Below are 15,483 nucleotides of genomic sequence, written 5' to 3'. Positions count from 1 at the left end.
TGAATGCCGGCGGGCATGGCCCGGCGCTACCGGGCGCCAACCAAGGTTGGCAGCTACCAGAAGCGGGGTCCATCGTAGATCCACGCCATGCGTGGATGGGGCGCGCACAAAAAAAACCCCGGCACTGGGCCGGGGTTTTTCGATTCACTTGAACAGCGTGTCCGGGTATTCCGGTTTCTGTTCCCGCGCCAGCAATGCGCGCAGGCCTTCTTCCGGTGTCTGCTCGCCGTGCAGCACGGCACGCACGCGGTCGGAGATCGGCAGGTCGATGCCATGGCGGCGCGCCTGTCGCATCACTTCGTCGGCGGTCTGCACCGACTCGACCACCTGGCCGATTTCGCGCACGGCATCCTGCAGCGTCTGGCCACGGCCCAGGGCCAGGCCCAGGCGGCGGTTGCGCGACAGGTCGCCGGTGCAGGTCAGCACCAGGTCGCCCAGGCCGGCCAGGCCCATCAGCGTTTCCGGCTTGGCGCCGATGGCAGCGGCCAGGCGCAGCATCTCGTTGAGGCCACGGGTGATCAGGCCGGCACGGGCGTTGAGGCCCAGCTGCATGCCATCGGCCACGCCGGTAGCCACGGCCAGCACGTTCTTCATCGCGCCGCCCAGCTCGGCACCGACCATGTCGTCGCCGGTGTAGGCACGGAACGCCGGGCCATGCATCGCCTCGGCCACCGTCTGCGCGAACTCGGGCACGTCGCCGTGCACGGTGATCGCCGTCGGCAGGCCCTGGGTCACTTCCTTGGCGAACGACGGCCCGGTGACGACGGCCAGCGGCACGTCCTCGCCCAGCACTTCGCGCGCCACTTCATGCAGGAAGCGGCCCGAACCGGGTTCGAAGCCCTTGGTGGCCCAGGCCACGCCGGCACCGGCCGGACGCAGCGGCGCCAGCGCACGCACGGTTTCACCGAAGGCATGCGACGGGGTCACCACCAGGATCCAGGCCGCGCCCTCCACCGCCGACGCCAGGTCGGTGGTGGCACGCAGGCTGTCCGGCAGCGGGATGCCCGGCAGGTAACGCGGGTTCTCGTGGCGCTGGTCGATGGCGTCGACCACGGCAGCATCGCGCCCCCACAGCACGGTCGGGTGACCGTGCCGTGCGAGCAGGCTGGCCAGCGCGGTTCCCCAGGAACCGGCGCCAAGCACGGCGATCTTGTCAGCGGGAGTGCTCATCCGTGACGTCGCGGCAGGAATCAGGCGTTGCCAGCCGGCTCGGAGTCAGCCAGCGACGGTGCGTCGCCCTGCTCCTGGCGCTGGCGCAGGGTTTCTGCGTACAGGCCTTCGAAGTTGATCGGCTGCAGGAAGAACGGCGGGAAGCCGCCGGCCTGGATCAGGTCGCTGATCAGCTGGCGCACGTACGGGAACAGGATGTTCGGGCACTGGGTGCCGAGCAGCACGTCGATCGACTGCGGGTCCAGGCCGACCAGGCCGAACACGCCGGCCTGCTTCACTTCGGCCACATAGGCGGTGCGCTCACCGGCCTGGCAGGTCAAGGTCACGGCCAGCACGACTTCGAAGGCGTTCTCACCCAGGCGCTGCACCTGCTGGTTCAGGTTCAGCTGCAGCTCCGGCTGCACCTGGTCGTTGAAGATGGTCGGAGCGTTCGGCGACTCGAAGGAGACGTCCTTGACGTAGATCTTCTCGACGGTGAAAGCAGGGCCGGTGGCGGCATCGACCGGCGCAGCGGCGCCGTTGGTGATCTCTTCGGACATTTCCAGTAACTCCAGGTGAATGCAATGAAAACGATGGTCGAATTACTGCGATGGGGGCGGCATCAGGCCCATACAAGGCCGGATCCGCCACCTGCGGCAATCAGTTGCGGCCCTTGACCAGCGGCAGCTCGGCCTGCTGCCAGGCGGGAATGCCGCCGTCGAGCACGTAGACCTTTTCGAAGCCGGCCTTCTTCAGCGCCTTGGCGGCGGTTTCCGAGGCGTTGCCGCTGCGGCACACCAGCACCACCGGCGACTGCTTGGCGTTGGCCACCAGCTTGTTGTCCGGGCCGAAGGCACTGGCCTGGGCATTGCGGCTGCCTGCAATGTGGCCCTTCTCGAAGTCACCGCTGGCCGACAGGTCGACCACCACCGTGCCGCCCGCGTTGATCAGCTGGGTCAGTTCGGCGGGCTTGATGCCCTTGAAGCCCCGGAACAGGCGGCGGATCTCGGTGACGATGATGGCCACGGTCAGGCCGACCAGGGCCGCGGACAGCATCGGGTTTCGGCCTGCAAAGGCCAGCAACTCTTCGTAATTCACTCAGGTCACGGGTCGATTAAGCGGGCGCCGATTGTCGCACAAGCCGGACGCGGCCCGTCACTGCCCTTTCCACAGGTCCGGCAGGCCGGCGGTCTGCCACCAGCGCTTGGCTTCCGGGTCCCAGCGCCAGCGCTCGACCACGACCACGGTGCGCTCGGCCTGGGTGTTCTGGTTGATCACCCCGATTTCGACGCGGCGTTCGACCAGGCCCCCGTCCAGCGAGGCGCTGCTGCGCTCGCGGTAGGACGACACGCGCAGCTGCGCGTAGCGGTTGAGCTCGAACTCGGTGGGCGGCTTTTCCTTGCGCAGCTTGGGGTCCAGATAGCCGATGGCATCGTCCATGCTGCCCCAGCGGATGGTGGCGCCGTAGGCGATCTGGGTCTCTTCCAGCAGCTTGCGCTGCTTGCGGCTGAGGTCGTCGGCCGAGGCCACGGCGCTGGCCAGCAGCAGGGAACAGATCAGGAACTGGATGAGGCGGCGCATCGGTGGTTTCCCCAGAACGTCAGCCTGCCATCCTACCCTTTGGCGAAGGCAACGAAGCGACCGCTGAACTCGGCGGCGGGCTTGCCATCGGCCCCGGGCTGGGTGGCGATGATGCTGATGCGCGCCTTGCGGCGCTGGCGGAAGGTATTCAGGAAGGCATCCCAGCCGCTGGCCTCAGCGGCTTCGGCATGGGCGTGCAGGTCTTCGTAGACCGGGGCCAGGTAGCGCAGGTTGCTGTCGGCCACGTAGACCTCGGCATCGTGGCCGGCCAGGCGCAGGCGCAGGCTGACCAGCGCCCAGCCGGACAGGGTCAGCACCGAGGCCAGGCTGCCACCGAAGGCATTGCCCTTGTCGTTGACGTTGGCGGCCAGCGGCGCGGTGATGCGCAGCACGCCATCGGCATAACCGTCGAGCTGGATCTGCATGGCGCGGACCGCCGGCATGCAGTCCAGCACGTCCTGCAGGGCGGCCAGCGAGGAAGTCAGAGCATCAACGGACATCGGAGCAGAGACCACGACAACGAAGGGCCCGCATAATGCAGGCAATGGCCGACCATACGATACCCACTGGCGCCGCCGGTTCCGACGCGGACTGGACCTTCATTTCGCTGCGGCCGCAGGGCCAGCATGCGGCGCTGCGCCGCGCCGTTGCTGGGCTGGACGGGCATCTGCTGGCGCTGTCGCCCTGGCGGCTGCAGCGCCTGCATGGCACGCCAGTGGTGCGCCAGCTGCAACGCGCGCTGAACTGCGATCGGGTGGTGTTCACCAGCCCGGCCGCAGTGGCAGCGGCCGCGTCCCTGCTGCCGCTGGCCGACGCGCAGCGCAGCCCGTGGCTGACCGTGGGCGACGGCACCGCGCGTGCGCTGCAGGCGCAGGGGGTCAACGAGGTACATGCGCCGCAGCGGATGGACAGCGAGGGGCTGCTGGCGCTGCCGGTGCTGGCCGACGTACGCGGCCTGCGCATCGGGCTGGTGACCGCCCCCGGCGGGCGCGGCCTGATCGCTGCGCAGCTACAGGCGGCCGGCGCCAGCATCGAACGTGCCGACGTCTACCAGCGTCGCCTGCTGCGCCTGTCGCCACGCGCACTGGCTCGATTGGCGCATTCAGCGTATCCGTGGGTGCTGGCAGTCAGCAGTGGCGAAGCGCTGCAGCATTTCTGGCAACAGCTTCCACGTGCGTTGCAACAACGCCTGCAGGCCCACGCCAGCGTGGTGGTCGCCAGCGATCGGCTTGGCGAGCAGGCGCAGGCACTGGGCCTGCAGCGCATCAGCCGTAGCGCCGGCCCTGCCGGTGCACAGCTGGTGAGCGCTGCACACGCCACGCTCACCGTCCCGGCAGCGACCTGAACAGGGACGTGGATCACGCTTGCCGCTGTCGTCGGCAACAGTGATGCTGTGCACAACGCGGCCTGCCGGAACCCCACCGGCGACTTGCCGACAAGGAAGCCCGATGAACGAGACCCCGCCCGTTTCCCCGCCCCGTCGACCGGTGCGCTGGCTGCTGCCGCTGGCCGGCGTGGTCGTGCTTGGCGTGGGTGGCTATGCCGGCTGGCGCTTCTGGCATGAGCAACAGGACGCACAGGACGCACAGGCACAGACCACCGCCGTGCAGCTGCAGGGCCTGGAAGCCACGCTGGATGCCCTGCGCCGCGACCAGCGCGCGACCAGCCAACGCCTGCAGGATGCCGCCGCCACCAACCGCGTGCTGCGCGACGAGATGCTTGGCCTTTCGCAGCGTAGTGCGCTGCTGGAAGAAAATCTGGCCAAGCTGGCCGACAGCGCCAACCAGGGCCGGCAGGCGGTGCAGCGCGACGAGGCCGAGCTGCTGCTGACCCAGGCCGCGCAGCGCCTGAACTACGCCGACGATGTGGAAGGTGCGCGTCGTCTGTACGCGCAGGCTGCCACCGCGCTGGCCGATCTGCCCGACAGTGATGGCCTGAACCTGCGCCAGGCACTGGTGCAGGAGCGCGAAGCGCTGGACACGCTCGGCGCCGGCCCACGTGTGCAGTCGCTGCAGCGCCTGGATGCATTGGCCAAGGCATTGCAGGGCCTGCCTTCGCAGGTGACGGGCAGCGCCACCGCGACCGCCAGGCCCTGGTGGCAGGCCACGCTGGCACCGTTCGTGGACATCACCCCGAGCCGCCAGAACGGCCCACTGACTGCCGCCGAGCGCCACAACGCCGACGATGCGCTGCAGCTGGAACTGACCCTGGCGCGTGCGGCCATTGAACGTGGCGACCGCAGCGGACGCGATACCGCATTGGCGCGCGTGGAACACTGGGCACAGCGGCGTTGGCCGGATTCACCGGCCCTGCGCGCGCAACGTGCTGAACTGAAGGCCTTGCGCGAGCTTCCGTTGCAGGCCAGCAACACCGTTCTTGGCAGCACCCTGCAGCAACTGCGCACCCAGACCGACCGGAGGTAATCCCGCATGAAACCCCTGCAATCCCTGGTCGTGCTGTTGCTGGCCGTGGCCATCGGCGTGGTCGCCGCGCAATGGCTCGGCGCCGATGACCTCAACCGCTTCGGCGAAGTGACCCTGCGCTATGGCGGCTACGACTATCACAGCAACCTGCCGAAGGTTGCCCTGCTGACCGTGGTCGCCGTGCTGGTGCTGTGGCTGCTGTGGAGCCTGATCGCCGCACCGTTCCGTGCCTGGGGCCGCTACCGCCGCAAGCAGGGCCGGGTGCGCCTGATCGACGGCCTGCAGGCCTATGAGCATGGCCAGTGGCAGCGCGCGGAAAAACTGCTGGATGGCGCGGCGAAGGATCCGGAAGTGAGCGCGGTGGCGCTGGCCAACGCCGTGCGCAGTGCGCAGGCGCGTGCCGATGGTCCCGCCGGTGAAGCACTGCTGCAGCGCCTGGGCGAAAGCGATGCCACCCTGCAGGCGCTGCTGCGCGCCGAGCAGCTGCTGGCGCGCGACCTGCCGGTGGATGCGATCAACGCGCTGGACGTGGCAGCGATCCAGCCGCTGCCGCCGCGTGGCCTGTGGCTGCGTACCGAGGCACTGGCCCGCGCCGGCCGCGCACACGAGGCGTACGGCCAGTTGGGCGCACTACGCCAGAGCAAGGTGCTGCCGGCCGAATCGAACAGCGAACTGGAAGCACGCCTCGCCGCACAGGCACTGCTGGAAGCAGCCGACGTCAATGCGCTGGCCGCACAGTGGGAAGCCACGCCGAAGGCGCTGCGCCCGACCCCGGACGTGGTCGGTGCGTATGCCAGCCGTGCGGTTGCGTTGAGCTGGGACGAACCGGCGCTGCTGGCGTTGGAACACGCCCTGGACCAGCGCTGGGACGATGAGCTGGTGGCGCTGTACGGCCGCCTCCCAGCCGAGCGCCTGGCCACCCGCCAGGCCAATCTGGCGCGCTGGCGCAACGTGCATGACAGCTCGGCCGCGCTTCGCCTGGCGCAGGGCCGCGTGGCCCTGGCCCAGCAGCAGTGGGATGCCGCCGATACGTTCCTGCACGAGGCGATTGCCGCCGGTGCCGGTGCCGCGGCCTGGGAAGCACTGGGTGAACTGTTCGCACAGCGTGGCGACCACGCGCTGGCCGCGCAGTGCCTTGCCAATGCGCTGCGCCTGCAGCGTGGCGAGGACAGCGTGGAACTGGTGCGCGGCAACGAGGCGCCGCTGCGTGCCACGGTGGAAGAGCAGCCGATCGCGGTGCAACCGCCGGTGTACGACGCCAACGAAGAGCGCGACGAATTCGGCAACCCGCGGTTGCCGTGATCCCTGCCGAAGCGTGCCGGCCAACGGTCCGCACCCACCGGAGCAAGAAAAAACGCCGCCCACTGGGCGGCGTTTTCATCTGTGGAACCCGGTAGTCGCCAACCCTGGTTGGCGCTCTGACATCTTCCGAACGATGACATCGCATGGCCGACCAAGGTCGGCATCTACCACAGCAGATCCAGCGCGCATTCCCGGTAGTCACCAACCTTGGTTGGCGCGCGGTCGCAACGATCAGCGTTCGACGATCGCGACCACACCCATGCCGCCGGCGGTGCAGATCGACACCAGCGCGCGGCCACCGCCGCGTTCGGCCAGCTGCTTGGCCGCGGTGGCGATCACGCGTGCGCCAGTGGCGGCGAACGGATGGCCGGTGGCCAGCGACGAGCCCAGCAGGTTGATCTTGTCCGGGTCGATGCGGCCCATCGGTGCATCCAGGCCCAGGCGGTTGCGGCAGTAGTCCTCGCTCTCCCACGCGCGCAGGGTGCACAGCACCTGTGCAGCGAAGGCCTCGTGGATCTCGTAGATGTCGAAGTCCTGCAGGGTCAGGCCGTTGCGCTTGAGCATCTCCGGCACGGCCACGGTCGGTGCCATCAGCAGGCCTTCGCCGTGCACGAAGTCCACGGCAGAGACATGCGCGTCGCGCAGGTAGGCCTGCGGCTCATGGCCGTGCGCACGTGCCCACTCTTCGCTGGCCAGCAGCACGGCGGCGGCGCCATCGGTGAGCGGAGTGGAATTGGCGGCGGTCAGCGTGCCACGGCCGGAGACCTTGTCGAACGCCGGCTTCAACGTCGCCAGCTTTTCCAGCGAGGTGTCGGCGCGCAGGATGTTGTCGCGCTCGACGCCGCGGAACGGTGCGATCAGATCGCTGAAGAAACCGCGCTCATAGGCCGCGGCCAGCTTCTTGTGCGATGACACTGCCCACTCGTCCTGCGAGTCGCGCGAGATGTTCCATTCCTTGGCCATGTCCTCGCAGTGGTCGCCCATGCTCTTGCCGGTACGCGGCTCAGCCACGCCCGGGAATTCGGGCTTGAGCTCGGAGAACTTGAAGCCGGAGGTCAGTGCACGGATCTTGTCACCGGTGCTCTTGGCGCGGTTGGCAGCCAGCAGGCGCGCGCGCAGCTTCTTGCCGTACACGATCGGCACGTCGGAGGTGGTGTCCGAACCGCCGCCGATGCCCGATTCGATCTGGCCCAGCGCGATCTTGTTGGCGACAGTGATGATGCTGTCCAGCGAAGTGCCGCAGGCGCGCTGCAGGGTGATGCCGGGGGTCAACGGCGACAGGCCGGAGGACAGCGTGGCTTCGCGGCCGAGGTTCCAGTCGCTGGAGTGCTTGATCACAGCACCCATCGCCACTTCACCCAGCTGCTGGCCGTGCAGGCCGAAACGTTCGACCAGCGCGCCCAGCGTACGGACCGACATGCCGAGGTTGCCGACATCCGAATACGCGGTGTTCTGGCGGCAGAACGGAATGCGGACGCCACCGAGGATGGCGACGGGACGAGCGTTGGGCATGGAGATACCTGGCATGGATGAGGGTGTCTGCAACATGGCCTGCACGACGGAGCAGGCATAATGGAGCCAAGTGTAGCTGCCGCCCTGTGATGGGCCAACCGTGGAACCATGAGCAAACCCGACCCCGCGATGAATGCCCTTGGCGTGCTGGCCCTGGAACTGGCCGGCGGCGAAATCCCCCGCCAGGCGGTGCTCAGCGCCGAACAGGCCGGTGAACTGGCCGAACGCGTCGGCCGTGACCTGGCCAAGCAAGTGCCGCAGGTGGCCGAGCTGGACCTGGTGTTCGCCGCCGCCCATTTCGACCCGGCCGAAGTGCTGCGCCCGGGCTGGCCGATCCACCGCCGCCTGGAAGAACTGCAGATGCGCGCACCGGGCCGCAACCAGGGGCCGCGGCTGCTGGCCTTCGGTACCGACGCCAGTGGTGATGTGCCGCTGCCGTTCCAGGCCGATGCCAGCCTGGTGGGCGGTGGCCTGCGCGTGGTGCCGTTCCTGCTGACCGGCAGCGACGTGGCCACCACCAATGCGGTGGCCGAAGCGCTGGAAGACACGCTGCTGGCCAATGGCATGGCCCATGCCGACACCGCGCTGATGGCGCAGAACGCGTTCGGCGCCCGTATCGAGCATGCGCGCTATTTCACCGTGAACGACCTGGCCGCGATGATGTCGATGCAGTACGACAACCAGGGCCTGGCCGCGCTGTGGCCGCTGATCGAGACTGCGATCATGGCGCCGGGCGAGGACGAGTGGCTCAATGCCGCGCCCGAGCCGCTGCTGCGCTATACCCATGGCGAAGCACGCATGGCGCTGTTCGATCCGGCCGGCTGGTGCGCGCATTACGACCACGGCAACAACGACTGCGACCGCCTGCAGGGTATCTACGAGCAGTTCCTGATGCGCCAGCGGCAGATGGCTGCGGTGCTGGAAGCGCACGGCGTGCCGGTGCTGTTCGTGCACTGCGAAGCCGGGCAGGACGCGCGCGAGCTGCTGGCGCGCTGATCGGAAACAGCGACCGCCGCGTGTTGTAGAGCAGAGCCCATGCTCGGCTCAGGTCCACCGAAGAGCAGGTAATGCCCGCCGCTGGCCGGCACTACCGATCAAGAAAAACGCCGGCTTGCGCCGGCGTTTTCCATTTCCGGCAAGGCCGTCCTTACGGCGCCTTCTGGATCACAGCGCACGCCAGGCGTGCGCCGGCATTGCCGGTCGGCTGGGTCTTGTAGTCGTCCGCATCGGCGTGGACGATCAGGCCTCGGCCGATGATGTCGAAGTCATCACCCTTGCCGATGTTGACGTTGCTCGACACCGGGCCGTCGATGGTGGCCACGCCCTTGTCGTCGGCCTTGATGTTGGGCATGTCGCCGCCGTGGTGCGGATCGACGGCCACGCTACCGTGGTCCTGCTTGCCCGGGTTGAAGTGGCCGCCGGCGCTCATGCCGTCCGGCGCGCTGCAGTCGCCCTTCTCGTGGATGTGGAAGCCGTGTTCGCTGCCCGGCTTCAGGCCGCTGATCTGGCCGGTCACGTGGACCTTGCCGTCGACCACCTTGAAGGTGACGCTGCCCTTGGTCTCGTTGCCCTGGGTCGGTGCCAGTTCGGCCGTCGCCGAGGTGTCGGCAGCCGGAGCTGCTGCCGGCGCTGCGGCCGGTTCGGTGGTGGCGCCCTCGGCCGGGGCGGCCGGCGGGGTTTCAGTCTGCGGCGCGGCGGGCTGCTGGTTGCAGGCCGCCAGGCCCAGTGCGGCAATGGCCGCGAACAGCGAAGTGTGGATCAGACGCATGGAATCTCTCCCTGGATGATGCCGGCAACGATCAACGGACAACCCGGATCACGCCACAGGCGATGCGGACGCCGGCATTGCCGGCGGGCTGGCTGCGATAGTCGTCGGCATTTGCATGCACGACCAGTGCACGTCCGGCGATATCGGTGGCGGCGCCTCCGCCAAGGGTAACCCCCTTGAGGTGGATATCGACGTTGGCGCGGCCCTGGGCATCGGCACGCAGATTGTCCATGTCGCCCAGATGGTGCTTGCCGGTGCCGGCGCGGCCATGCGCGGTGCCACCGGGGTTGAAATGGTTGCCGGCGCTACTGGCATCCACCGCGCTGCAGTCGCCGCGCTCGTGGATGTGGAAGCCGGCCTGCTGCAGGGGCTGCAGTCCACCGACCAGGCCGGTGATGTGGATGCCACCGGGCTCCACCATCAGCGCGATGCGGCCGCTGACGATGCTGGCCGAGGCCGGCGAGAGGTTGGCCTCGGCCTGCTTCGCGGCGCTGACCAGGGTCGGCGGTGGCGGGGTGGGCTCGGCCTTCTTCGGCGCACTGCCACAGGCAGACAGCAGCACGGCGGCGGACAACGGCAGGATGGCAAAGGACAGACGCATCGAAGACTCCTTGCAGGTGACACTACGGACGGCATCGTCCATGAACGATCAACAGTTCGGCAAGCGGGTGCGAGGATCGCGTGCAGGGACCGTTCAATGGCCCCCGCGGCGGCGCCCGGCGCCCAGCTTGCGGGTGAGGGTATTGCGGCCGAGGCCCAGGCGGGCAGCGGCTTCGGCACGGCGGCCATGGGTGATCTGCAGCGCCGCCTCCAGCAAGGCATGATCGACCCGCTCGCGCACCTGTGCGTGCAGTCCTTCCACGCCCTCGCCCAGCTGCCGGCGTGCCCATTCGGCCAGCAGCGCCTCCCACTGCCCCGGATCGGCGCCACTGGCGCTGCTGCGGCCGCCCCGCGTGCGATTCAGCGCGGTATCAACGTCGGCCACGCCGATGGTATCGGCGGCGGCCAGCGCCGCCATCCGCCAGCACACGTTCTCCAGCTCGCGTACGTTGCCCGGCCAGTCGTGCTCGCGCAGCGCCTGCAGGGCGGCGGCGGTCAACCGCTTCGGCGGCGTATCCAGCCTGTGTGCAGCGGCAGCCAGGAAGGTGCTGGCCAACTGCGCGATGTCCTCGCGGCGCTCGCGCAGCGGCGGCAGCTGCAGGCGCACCACGTCCAAGCGGTGCAGCAGATCGGCGCGGAACTTGCCCTGCGCGACCAGGCCTTCCAGGTCCTGGTGGGTGGCGGCCACCACGCGCACATCGACGCGGATCAACTCGCGGCCACCGACGCGGAAGAACTCGCCCTGTGCCAGCACGCGCAACAGACGGGTCTGCAGCGGCAGCGGCATGTCGCCGATCTCATCCAGGAACAGGGTGCCACCGTTGGCCTGCTCGAAGCGACCGATATGGCGGCGCTGGGCACCGGTGAAGGCGCCGGCTTCGTGACCGAACAGTTCGCTCTCCAGCAGCTCGGCCGGGATGGCGGCGGTATTGAGCGCAACGAATGGCGCCTGTGCGCGCGGCGATTCGCGGTGCAGGGCATGCGCCACCAGCTCCTTGCCGGTGCCGGTCTCGCCGGTGATCAACACCGCCAGCGGTGCCTGCGCCAGGCGGCCGATGGCGCGGAACAGCGCACGCATCGGCGGGGTGTCACCCACCAGCTGCGGTGGCTGATCGCTGCGGGTCTCGGCTGCGGTTGTGGGCGCAGCCATTGCCGGCGCCACCGCCGGCAGCACGCGCTGCGCCAGCGCCACTGCATCATCCAGATCAAACGGCTTGGACAGGAATTCATGCGCGCCGCCGCGGAATGCACCGGCGGTACTGGCAACATCGGTATAGGCCGACATCACCACCACCGGCAGTTGCGGCAGCGCGGCCTTCAGCTTGTCCAGCAACACCAGGCCATCGTCGCCGGGCATGCGTACATCGGTGAACAGCAGCGCCGGCGGCGGGCCCTCGCTCAGGGCCTGCAGGGCGGGAGCGGCGCTGTCGAAATCGACAACCTGATAGCCCGCCTCGCGCAGCGCGGTGCACAGCACGAAGCGCACGGCACGGTCGTCGTCGACCACCCAGATGCGTTGTGCGGGAGTGGAGGCGTCAGACATCGCGCGGGGCCTCCTCGGCCGGGGCGGCGCCGTTGCCGATCGGCAGCAGCAGAGTGAACACGGTATGTCCCGGGCGCGAGCGGTAGGTCAGCGTGCCGCGATGTTCGCGTGCGACCTGCTGCGCCAGCGCCAGACCCAGGCCAGTGCCTTCGGCGCGGCCACTGACCAGCGGCAGGAACAGATGCTCGGCCAGCTCCTCGGGCACGCCACGGCCGTCGTCGGCAATCTCCAGGCGCAGCGCCAGCGTGTGCAGCTGCTCGGCGATGCGTACGCCGTGCTCGACGCGGGTGCGCAGGGTGATGTTGCCGGCACCGGCCTGGATCGCGTTGCGCACCAGGTTCCACACTGCCTGGGTGAGGCGATCGGCGTCGCCATGGAATTCGGGAATGCTGGGGTCGTAGTCGCGCTGCAGGCGTACCGCCCAGCCGGCCTCGTTCTCGGCCAGGCGCAGCACGCGTTCCAGCGCGGCGTGGATGTTCAGTTCGGCGTGAGGCGCGGCCGGGGCCGGTGACAGCAGCTGGTCGAGCAGGCCGTTGAGGCGCTCGATCTCCGAACCGATCAGCTCGATCAGCTCACGTTCGCTGGCGTCACGCTGGGCCGCGCGCCGGGCCAGCAACTGGGCCGCGCCCTTCAAGCCAGCCAACGGATTGCGCAGTTCATGGGCCAGCCCCTTCAGCGCCGCGCTGAGCGCGCTGGGCAGGGCCTGGGTCGGGTCGAGCCCGGGGAACTCATCGACCGGGTGCGCCTCCAGCAACCAGCCACCATCGTCGCGGCGGCTCATCCAGCCCTCGGCGAAGCGCGGTGCCTCGCCGGGCACCGCCAGCGCCAGCCGGTTCAGGCGCAGGCTGTCGCGCTCATCGCGGGCCAGGAAATGGGCCAGCGCCTCACCCTGCACTTCCAGCGCGGCCAGGGGCTGGCCGAGCAGGCGGCGGATGCTGACACCCAGCCAGCGCGCGAAGGCCGGGTTGCAGCCGATGATGCGGCCCTCAGCCCCGGCCCAGGCCAGCGGCGTGCCCAGGGCGTCGAGGGATGGCGGCGGTGCGGGGTCGGACATTGCACCAATGTAGTGCAAAACGAGGGTTTGGGGTCGGGGCCCTTTCTATCAGGAAAGGGGCCTGACCCCTGCCGCAGGGCGAGCAAGTTCGCCCACTACCGGATACGTGGGCGGGTCACAGCTTCATGTTGAGGCCGACGAACACGCTACGGCCCGGGGCCGGCGAGAACATCGGGCGGGCGCTGTCCCAGAAGAAGCTGTCGTACCAGGCGTAGGCGTACTGGCGTCCGGTAACGTTCTTCAGCTGCAGGTCCACGCTCCAGCGGGGGTTGATCTGGTACGCGGCGCTCAGGTCGAGTACGGCAAAGCCACCGAACTTGCCGGCCACGTTGCGCTCTTCCAGGTAGTAATCGCCCTGTGCACGCGCCTGCAGGCCCAGCCGCAGCGCGTCATTGGCGCGGTAATCCACGCCCAGGTTGCTGATGTGTCGCGGGGTGGCAGCCACTTCGAGGCCCTGCAGGGAAACGCTGGCATCGCGGTCGTCGCGGGTGATCTTCGCTTCCTGGTAGGCGTGCGACGCCCAGACCGTCCAGTCGTCGCCCAGCTGCAGGCTCAACTGCGCATCCACGCCGCGTCGGCGGGTCTTGCCCAAGGTGACCGTCGTACCGGTGGCCGGCATGTTGGATACCTCGTTTTCCGCGTCCTGCTGCCACACCGCCAGACGCGCCTGGCTGCCCGCGAACGGCTGGAATTTCAGGCCCAGCTCCATGCCGGTGTTGGTGGACGGCTGCATCGGCGCCTGCCCCGGGGTGAGGTAGGCCGGCGCGGTGGAACCGGTGAGCACCTGGAAGGTGCGGCCCCAGTTTGCGTAGACGTGGGTGTTCTGGCCCAGGCTGTGGATGACGCTCAGTTTGGGCTGGCCGATGCTGCCGTAATCCTGCAGCCGAGCGCTGAGGCCGTTCATCAGGTGGGTACGGCCACTGAAGCGGTCCACACGGTAGGCCGGCACGATCTTCCACGCCTCGACGGGCTGGTAGATGGCCTGCACGTAGGCGCCCCAATTGTCGAAGCTGTGGCGGTCGTTGTTCTGCACCCGTGCCGGGGCACGGCTGAAGTCGGTGGGTTCGGCGTAGACGTAGCGCTCGCGGATGTAGCCGTTGTCCTGCTGCTCGTAGTTCAGGCCGCCCTCGACGGTAAGCGCGGGGCTGGCCTGCCAGGTGAGCGTGCTGAGCAGGCCATTCTGGCGCTCATCCCACACCCGGCGCTGGCGCGGCAGGTTGCCGGTGGGCAGGTCGCTGAAGGTCACGCGGCGGTCGTCTTCGTAGCGGTTGTAATAGAGCCGCGTGCCGAAGGTGAGCCTCTCGGACAGTTTCATATCCAGGTGCGCGGCAATCTGGCGCATGTCGCGGTCATCACCATCGTTGCCGTTGCGCAGGTTGCTGCCACGTCGATGCGTACGCATTTCCTCGACGGTCATGAAGCCGGGCTCGTCGGCTTCGTGGTGGTAGGCGCGCGCGGTCAGGCCCACGCGCAGCCCATCGTCCAGCGTGCCGAGGAACCATTTGCCGCCCAGCGAGTACTTCCTGGAGGTGTCATGGTCGCGATAGCCATCGCTGGCCTGGGTACCAACGAAGTAGTTCTGCGCGAAGCCATTGGCTTCGCGGCCCACCGCCAGCTGCGCATCACGGGTGTTGTAGCTGCCGTAGGCCAGCCGTGCATCGGTGTAGTTGCCACCCTGGCGCGTACCGAAGTTCACGTTGCCGCCGATGTTGTGCAGGCCGTAGCGCGGGTCGTTGGTACCACGTACCACTTCGATGTAGCTGATTTCCAGCGGGAACAGCATGTCGATGTAGCGCTGGTTGCCGCTGTTGACGTTGCTGGGGATGCCATCGATCAGCGTCTTGATGGCATTGAGGTAGCCCTCGCCGTTGAAAGCCCGGAAGCTGACCTTGCCCGATTCGGCACCCTGCCGGGTTTCGGTCAGCTGGATGCCCGGCATCTGCCCCAGCAGCTCCCAGCTGTGGGAGACGTTGCGGTCTTCGATCTGGTCTGCGCCCAGCACGTCCACCGAAGTCAGTACCTGGTGCGCGCTCAGCTGGCCTTCGCCGTGCTGGTGCACATCGACCTTGCCCAGGGTGAGCGCGGCATCCGCCGACTGTGCGAGTGCTTCAGGGGCGAACGGCGCGGCCGCGAGGGCGGCCACCAGCGTGGAGGTCTTCATGGGGAGGGCGGCAGGAGGCAGAAAATGAAACTTTATAACATTTCAAATCTGCCAGCCATCCAGCGGGACCCGCCCTTCGTTACACCGGGTAGCCGGTCGCCTCGCGGGCCTTCTTCCAGGCGATGTCGAACTCGCGCGCGCTGATTTCGTCGTCTTCATCGAAATCCATGAACGACACCGGCTGGTCGGCCAGCACGAAGCGGTCATCGCTCTGCCCGGTTTCATCGGCCCAGACCACCTTGGCCCCGTAGATCTCCACCTGGCGCACGATTTTTTCACCACGGGCTTCCATCAGCACGTTGCCCTTGCCCAGGCTCGATTCGGCCCAGTGCTTGTAGTACTTCTTGCTGTTGGTCTTTGCGTTGGGTTTTGCGTATTTCATTGCATTGG

General features: G+C 68.3%; 16 protein-coding genes. 4 read left to right on the top strand and 12 right to left on the bottom strand.

The genetic code is table 11. The features are described 5' to 3' along the window. Positions 1 to 144: 144 nt before the first annotated feature. The 5 genes from AC13GA_RS15620 to AC13GA_RS15600 all read right to left on the bottom strand — a co-directional run bounded on the left by AC13GA_RS15620 (position 145) and on the right by AC13GA_RS15600 (position 3,230). Complete coding sequence (locus AC13GA_RS15620; protein WP_021204061.1) at positions 145 to 1,170, bottom strand: NAD(P)H-dependent glycerol-3-phosphate dehydrogenase; 1,026 nt, start codon at positions 1,168 to 1,170, stop codon at positions 145 to 147. 20 nt (positions 1,171 to 1,190) lie between these two features. Next, positions 1,191 to 1,709, bottom strand: a complete 519-nt coding sequence (gene secB, locus AC13GA_RS15615; protein ID WP_005407596.1) for a protein-export chaperone SecB — start codon at positions 1,707 to 1,709, stop codon at positions 1,191 to 1,193. Between the two features lie 100 nt (positions 1,710 to 1,809). After that, complete coding sequence (locus tag AC13GA_RS15610; protein WP_004134671.1) at positions 1,810 to 2,247, bottom strand: rhodanese-like domain-containing protein; 438 nt, start codon at positions 2,245 to 2,247, stop codon at positions 1,810 to 1,812. 57 nt (positions 2,248 to 2,304) lie between these two features. Then, entirely contained in the window at positions 2,305 to 2,730 is a 426-nt protein-coding gene (locus tag AC13GA_RS15605) for a hypothetical protein (protein ID WP_014035526.1), read from the bottom strand. Between the two features lie 32 nt (positions 2,731 to 2,762). Then, complete coding sequence (locus tag AC13GA_RS15600) at positions 2,763 to 3,230, bottom strand: YiiD C-terminal domain-containing protein (protein ID WP_008266702.1); 468 nt, start codon at positions 3,228 to 3,230, stop codon at positions 2,763 to 2,765. A gap of 35 nt (positions 3,231 to 3,265) precedes the next feature. On the opposite strand from AC13GA_RS15600, the gene AC13GA_RS15595 reads away from it, so the two are divergent. The 3 genes from AC13GA_RS15595 (at position 3,266) to AC13GA_RS15585 (ending at position 6,455) form a co-directional block, all read left to right on the top strand. Beyond that, complete coding sequence (locus tag AC13GA_RS15595; RefSeq protein WP_046985373.1) at positions 3,266 to 4,075, top strand: uroporphyrinogen-III synthase; 810 nt, start codon at positions 3,266 to 3,268, stop codon at positions 4,073 to 4,075. A gap of 103 nt (positions 4,076 to 4,178) precedes the next feature. Continuing rightward, positions 4,179 to 5,153: a uroporphyrinogen-III C-methyltransferase gene (locus AC13GA_RS15590; protein WP_430766710.1), complete on the top strand. Its 975-nt coding sequence runs from the start codon at positions 4,179 to 4,181 to the stop codon at positions 5,151 to 5,153. 6 nt (positions 5,154 to 5,159) lie between these two features. Next, on the top strand, positions 5,160 to 6,455 hold the full coding sequence (locus AC13GA_RS15585; protein ID WP_295379674.1) for a heme biosynthesis protein HemY: 1,296 nt from the start codon (positions 5,160 to 5,162) through the stop codon (positions 6,453 to 6,455). A 231-nt stretch (positions 6,456 to 6,686) separates the two neighbouring features. Here AC13GA_RS15585 and AC13GA_RS15580 read toward each other — a convergent pair whose 3' ends face one another. Continuing rightward, positions 6,687 to 7,982, bottom strand: a complete 1,296-nt coding sequence (locus AC13GA_RS15580; protein WP_136638478.1) for an acetyl-CoA C-acetyltransferase — start codon at positions 7,980 to 7,982, stop codon at positions 6,687 to 6,689. 93 nt (positions 7,983 to 8,075) lie between these two features. On the opposite strand from AC13GA_RS15580, the gene AC13GA_RS15575 reads away from it, so the two are divergent. Next, complete coding sequence (locus tag AC13GA_RS15575; protein WP_482998495.1) at positions 8,076 to 8,963, top strand: hypothetical protein; 888 nt, start codon at positions 8,076 to 8,078, stop codon at positions 8,961 to 8,963. A gap of 151 nt (positions 8,964 to 9,114) precedes the next feature. Here the strand turns inward: AC13GA_RS15575 and AC13GA_RS15570 are convergent, their stop codons facing one another. The 6 genes from AC13GA_RS15570 to AC13GA_RS15545 all read right to left on the bottom strand — a co-directional run bounded on the left by AC13GA_RS15570 (position 9,115) and on the right by AC13GA_RS15545 (position 15,475). Beyond that, on the bottom strand, positions 9,115 to 9,735 hold the full coding sequence (locus AC13GA_RS15570; RefSeq protein WP_482998494.1) for a superoxide dismutase family protein: 621 nt from the start codon (positions 9,733 to 9,735) through the stop codon (positions 9,115 to 9,117). Positions 9,736 to 9,766: 31 nt separating this feature from the next. Then, a complete protein-coding gene (locus tag AC13GA_RS15565) occupies positions 9,767 to 10,336 on the bottom strand; it encodes a superoxide dismutase family protein (protein ID WP_430766713.1) in 570 nt (189 codons plus the stop codon). Between the two features lie 93 nt (positions 10,337 to 10,429). Beyond that, positions 10,430 to 11,878 (bottom strand): nitrogen regulation protein NR(I), encoded by a 1,449-nt coding sequence (gene ntrC / locus AC13GA_RS15560; protein WP_482998493.1) that lies wholly within the window; start codon positions 11,876 to 11,878, stop codon positions 10,430 to 10,432. Further along, on the bottom strand, positions 11,871 to 12,932 hold the full coding sequence (locus tag AC13GA_RS15555; RefSeq protein WP_482998492.1) for a two-component system sensor histidine kinase NtrB: 1,062 nt from the start codon (positions 12,930 to 12,932) through the stop codon (positions 11,871 to 11,873). The genes ntrC and AC13GA_RS15555 overlap by 8 nt, the downstream gene beginning before the upstream one ends. A gap of 115 nt (positions 12,933 to 13,047) precedes the next feature. Next, positions 13,048 to 15,093: a TonB-dependent receptor gene (locus AC13GA_RS15550; RefSeq protein WP_482998491.1), complete on the bottom strand. Its 2,046-nt coding sequence runs from the start codon at positions 15,091 to 15,093 to the stop codon at positions 13,048 to 13,050. Between the two features lie 79 nt (positions 15,094 to 15,172). Next, positions 15,173 to 15,475, bottom strand: coding sequence for a hypothetical protein (locus AC13GA_RS15545; RefSeq protein ID WP_046985380.1), 303 nt, complete (start codon positions 15,473 to 15,475; stop codon positions 15,173 to 15,175). Positions 15,476 to 15,483 lie beyond the last annotated feature (8 nt).

The sequence above is a fragment of the Stenotrophomonas sp. 22DLJC03 genome (assembly GCF_056861405.1).
The sequence above is the reverse complement of the archived record's forward strand: the minus strand, read 5'-3'. Positions and strand labels throughout refer to the sequence as shown.

Coding starts and splice junctions, on each gene's coding strand:
- AC13GA_RS15545 (WP_046985380.1), bottom strand. CDS start 15,475: ATGAAATACGCAAAACCCAACGCAAAGACCAACAGCAAGAAGTACTAC.
- AC13GA_RS15580 (WP_136638478.1), bottom strand. CDS start 7,982: ATGCCAGGTATCTCCATGCCCAACGCTCGTCCCGTCGCCATCCTCGGT.
- AC13GA_RS15605 (WP_014035526.1), bottom strand. CDS start 2,730: ATGCGCCGCCTCATCCAGTTCCTGATCTGTTCCCTGCTGCTGGCCAGC.
- AC13GA_RS15575 (WP_482998495.1), top strand. CDS start 8,076: ATGAGCAAACCCGACCCCGCGATGAATGCCCTTGGCGTGCTGGCCCTG.
- AC13GA_RS15565 (WP_430766713.1), bottom strand. CDS start 10,336: ATGCGTCTGTCCTTTGCCATCCTGCCGTTGTCCGCCGCCGTGCTGCTG.
- AC13GA_RS15590 (WP_430766710.1), top strand. CDS start 4,179: ATGAACGAGACCCCGCCCGTTTCCCCGCCCCGTCGACCGGTGCGCTGG.
- AC13GA_RS15595 (WP_046985373.1), top strand. CDS start 3,266: ATGCAGGCAATGGCCGACCATACGATACCCACTGGCGCCGCCGGTTCC.
- AC13GA_RS15555 (WP_482998492.1), bottom strand. CDS start 12,932: ATGTCCGACCCCGCACCGCCGCCATCCCTCGACGCCCTGGGCACGCCG.
- AC13GA_RS15620 (WP_021204061.1), bottom strand. CDS start 1,170: ATGAGCACTCCCGCTGACAAGATCGCCGTGCTTGGCGCCGGTTCCTGG.
- AC13GA_RS15600 (WP_008266702.1), bottom strand. CDS start 3,230: ATGTCCGTTGATGCTCTGACTTCCTCGCTGGCCGCCCTGCAGGACGTG.
- secB (WP_005407596.1), bottom strand. CDS start 1,709: ATGTCCGAAGAGATCACCAACGGCGCCGCTGCGCCGGTCGATGCCGCC.
- AC13GA_RS15550 (WP_482998491.1), bottom strand. CDS start 15,093: ATGAAGACCTCCACGCTGGTGGCCGCCCTCGCGGCCGCGCCGTTCGCC.
- AC13GA_RS15570 (WP_482998494.1), bottom strand. CDS start 9,735: ATGCGTCTGATCCACACTTCGCTGTTCGCGGCCATTGCCGCACTGGGC.
- AC13GA_RS15585 (WP_295379674.1), top strand. CDS start 5,160: ATGAAACCCCTGCAATCCCTGGTCGTGCTGTTGCTGGCCGTGGCCATC.
- ntrC (WP_482998493.1), bottom strand. CDS start 11,878: ATGTCTGACGCCTCCACTCCCGCACAACGCATCTGGGTGGTCGACGAC.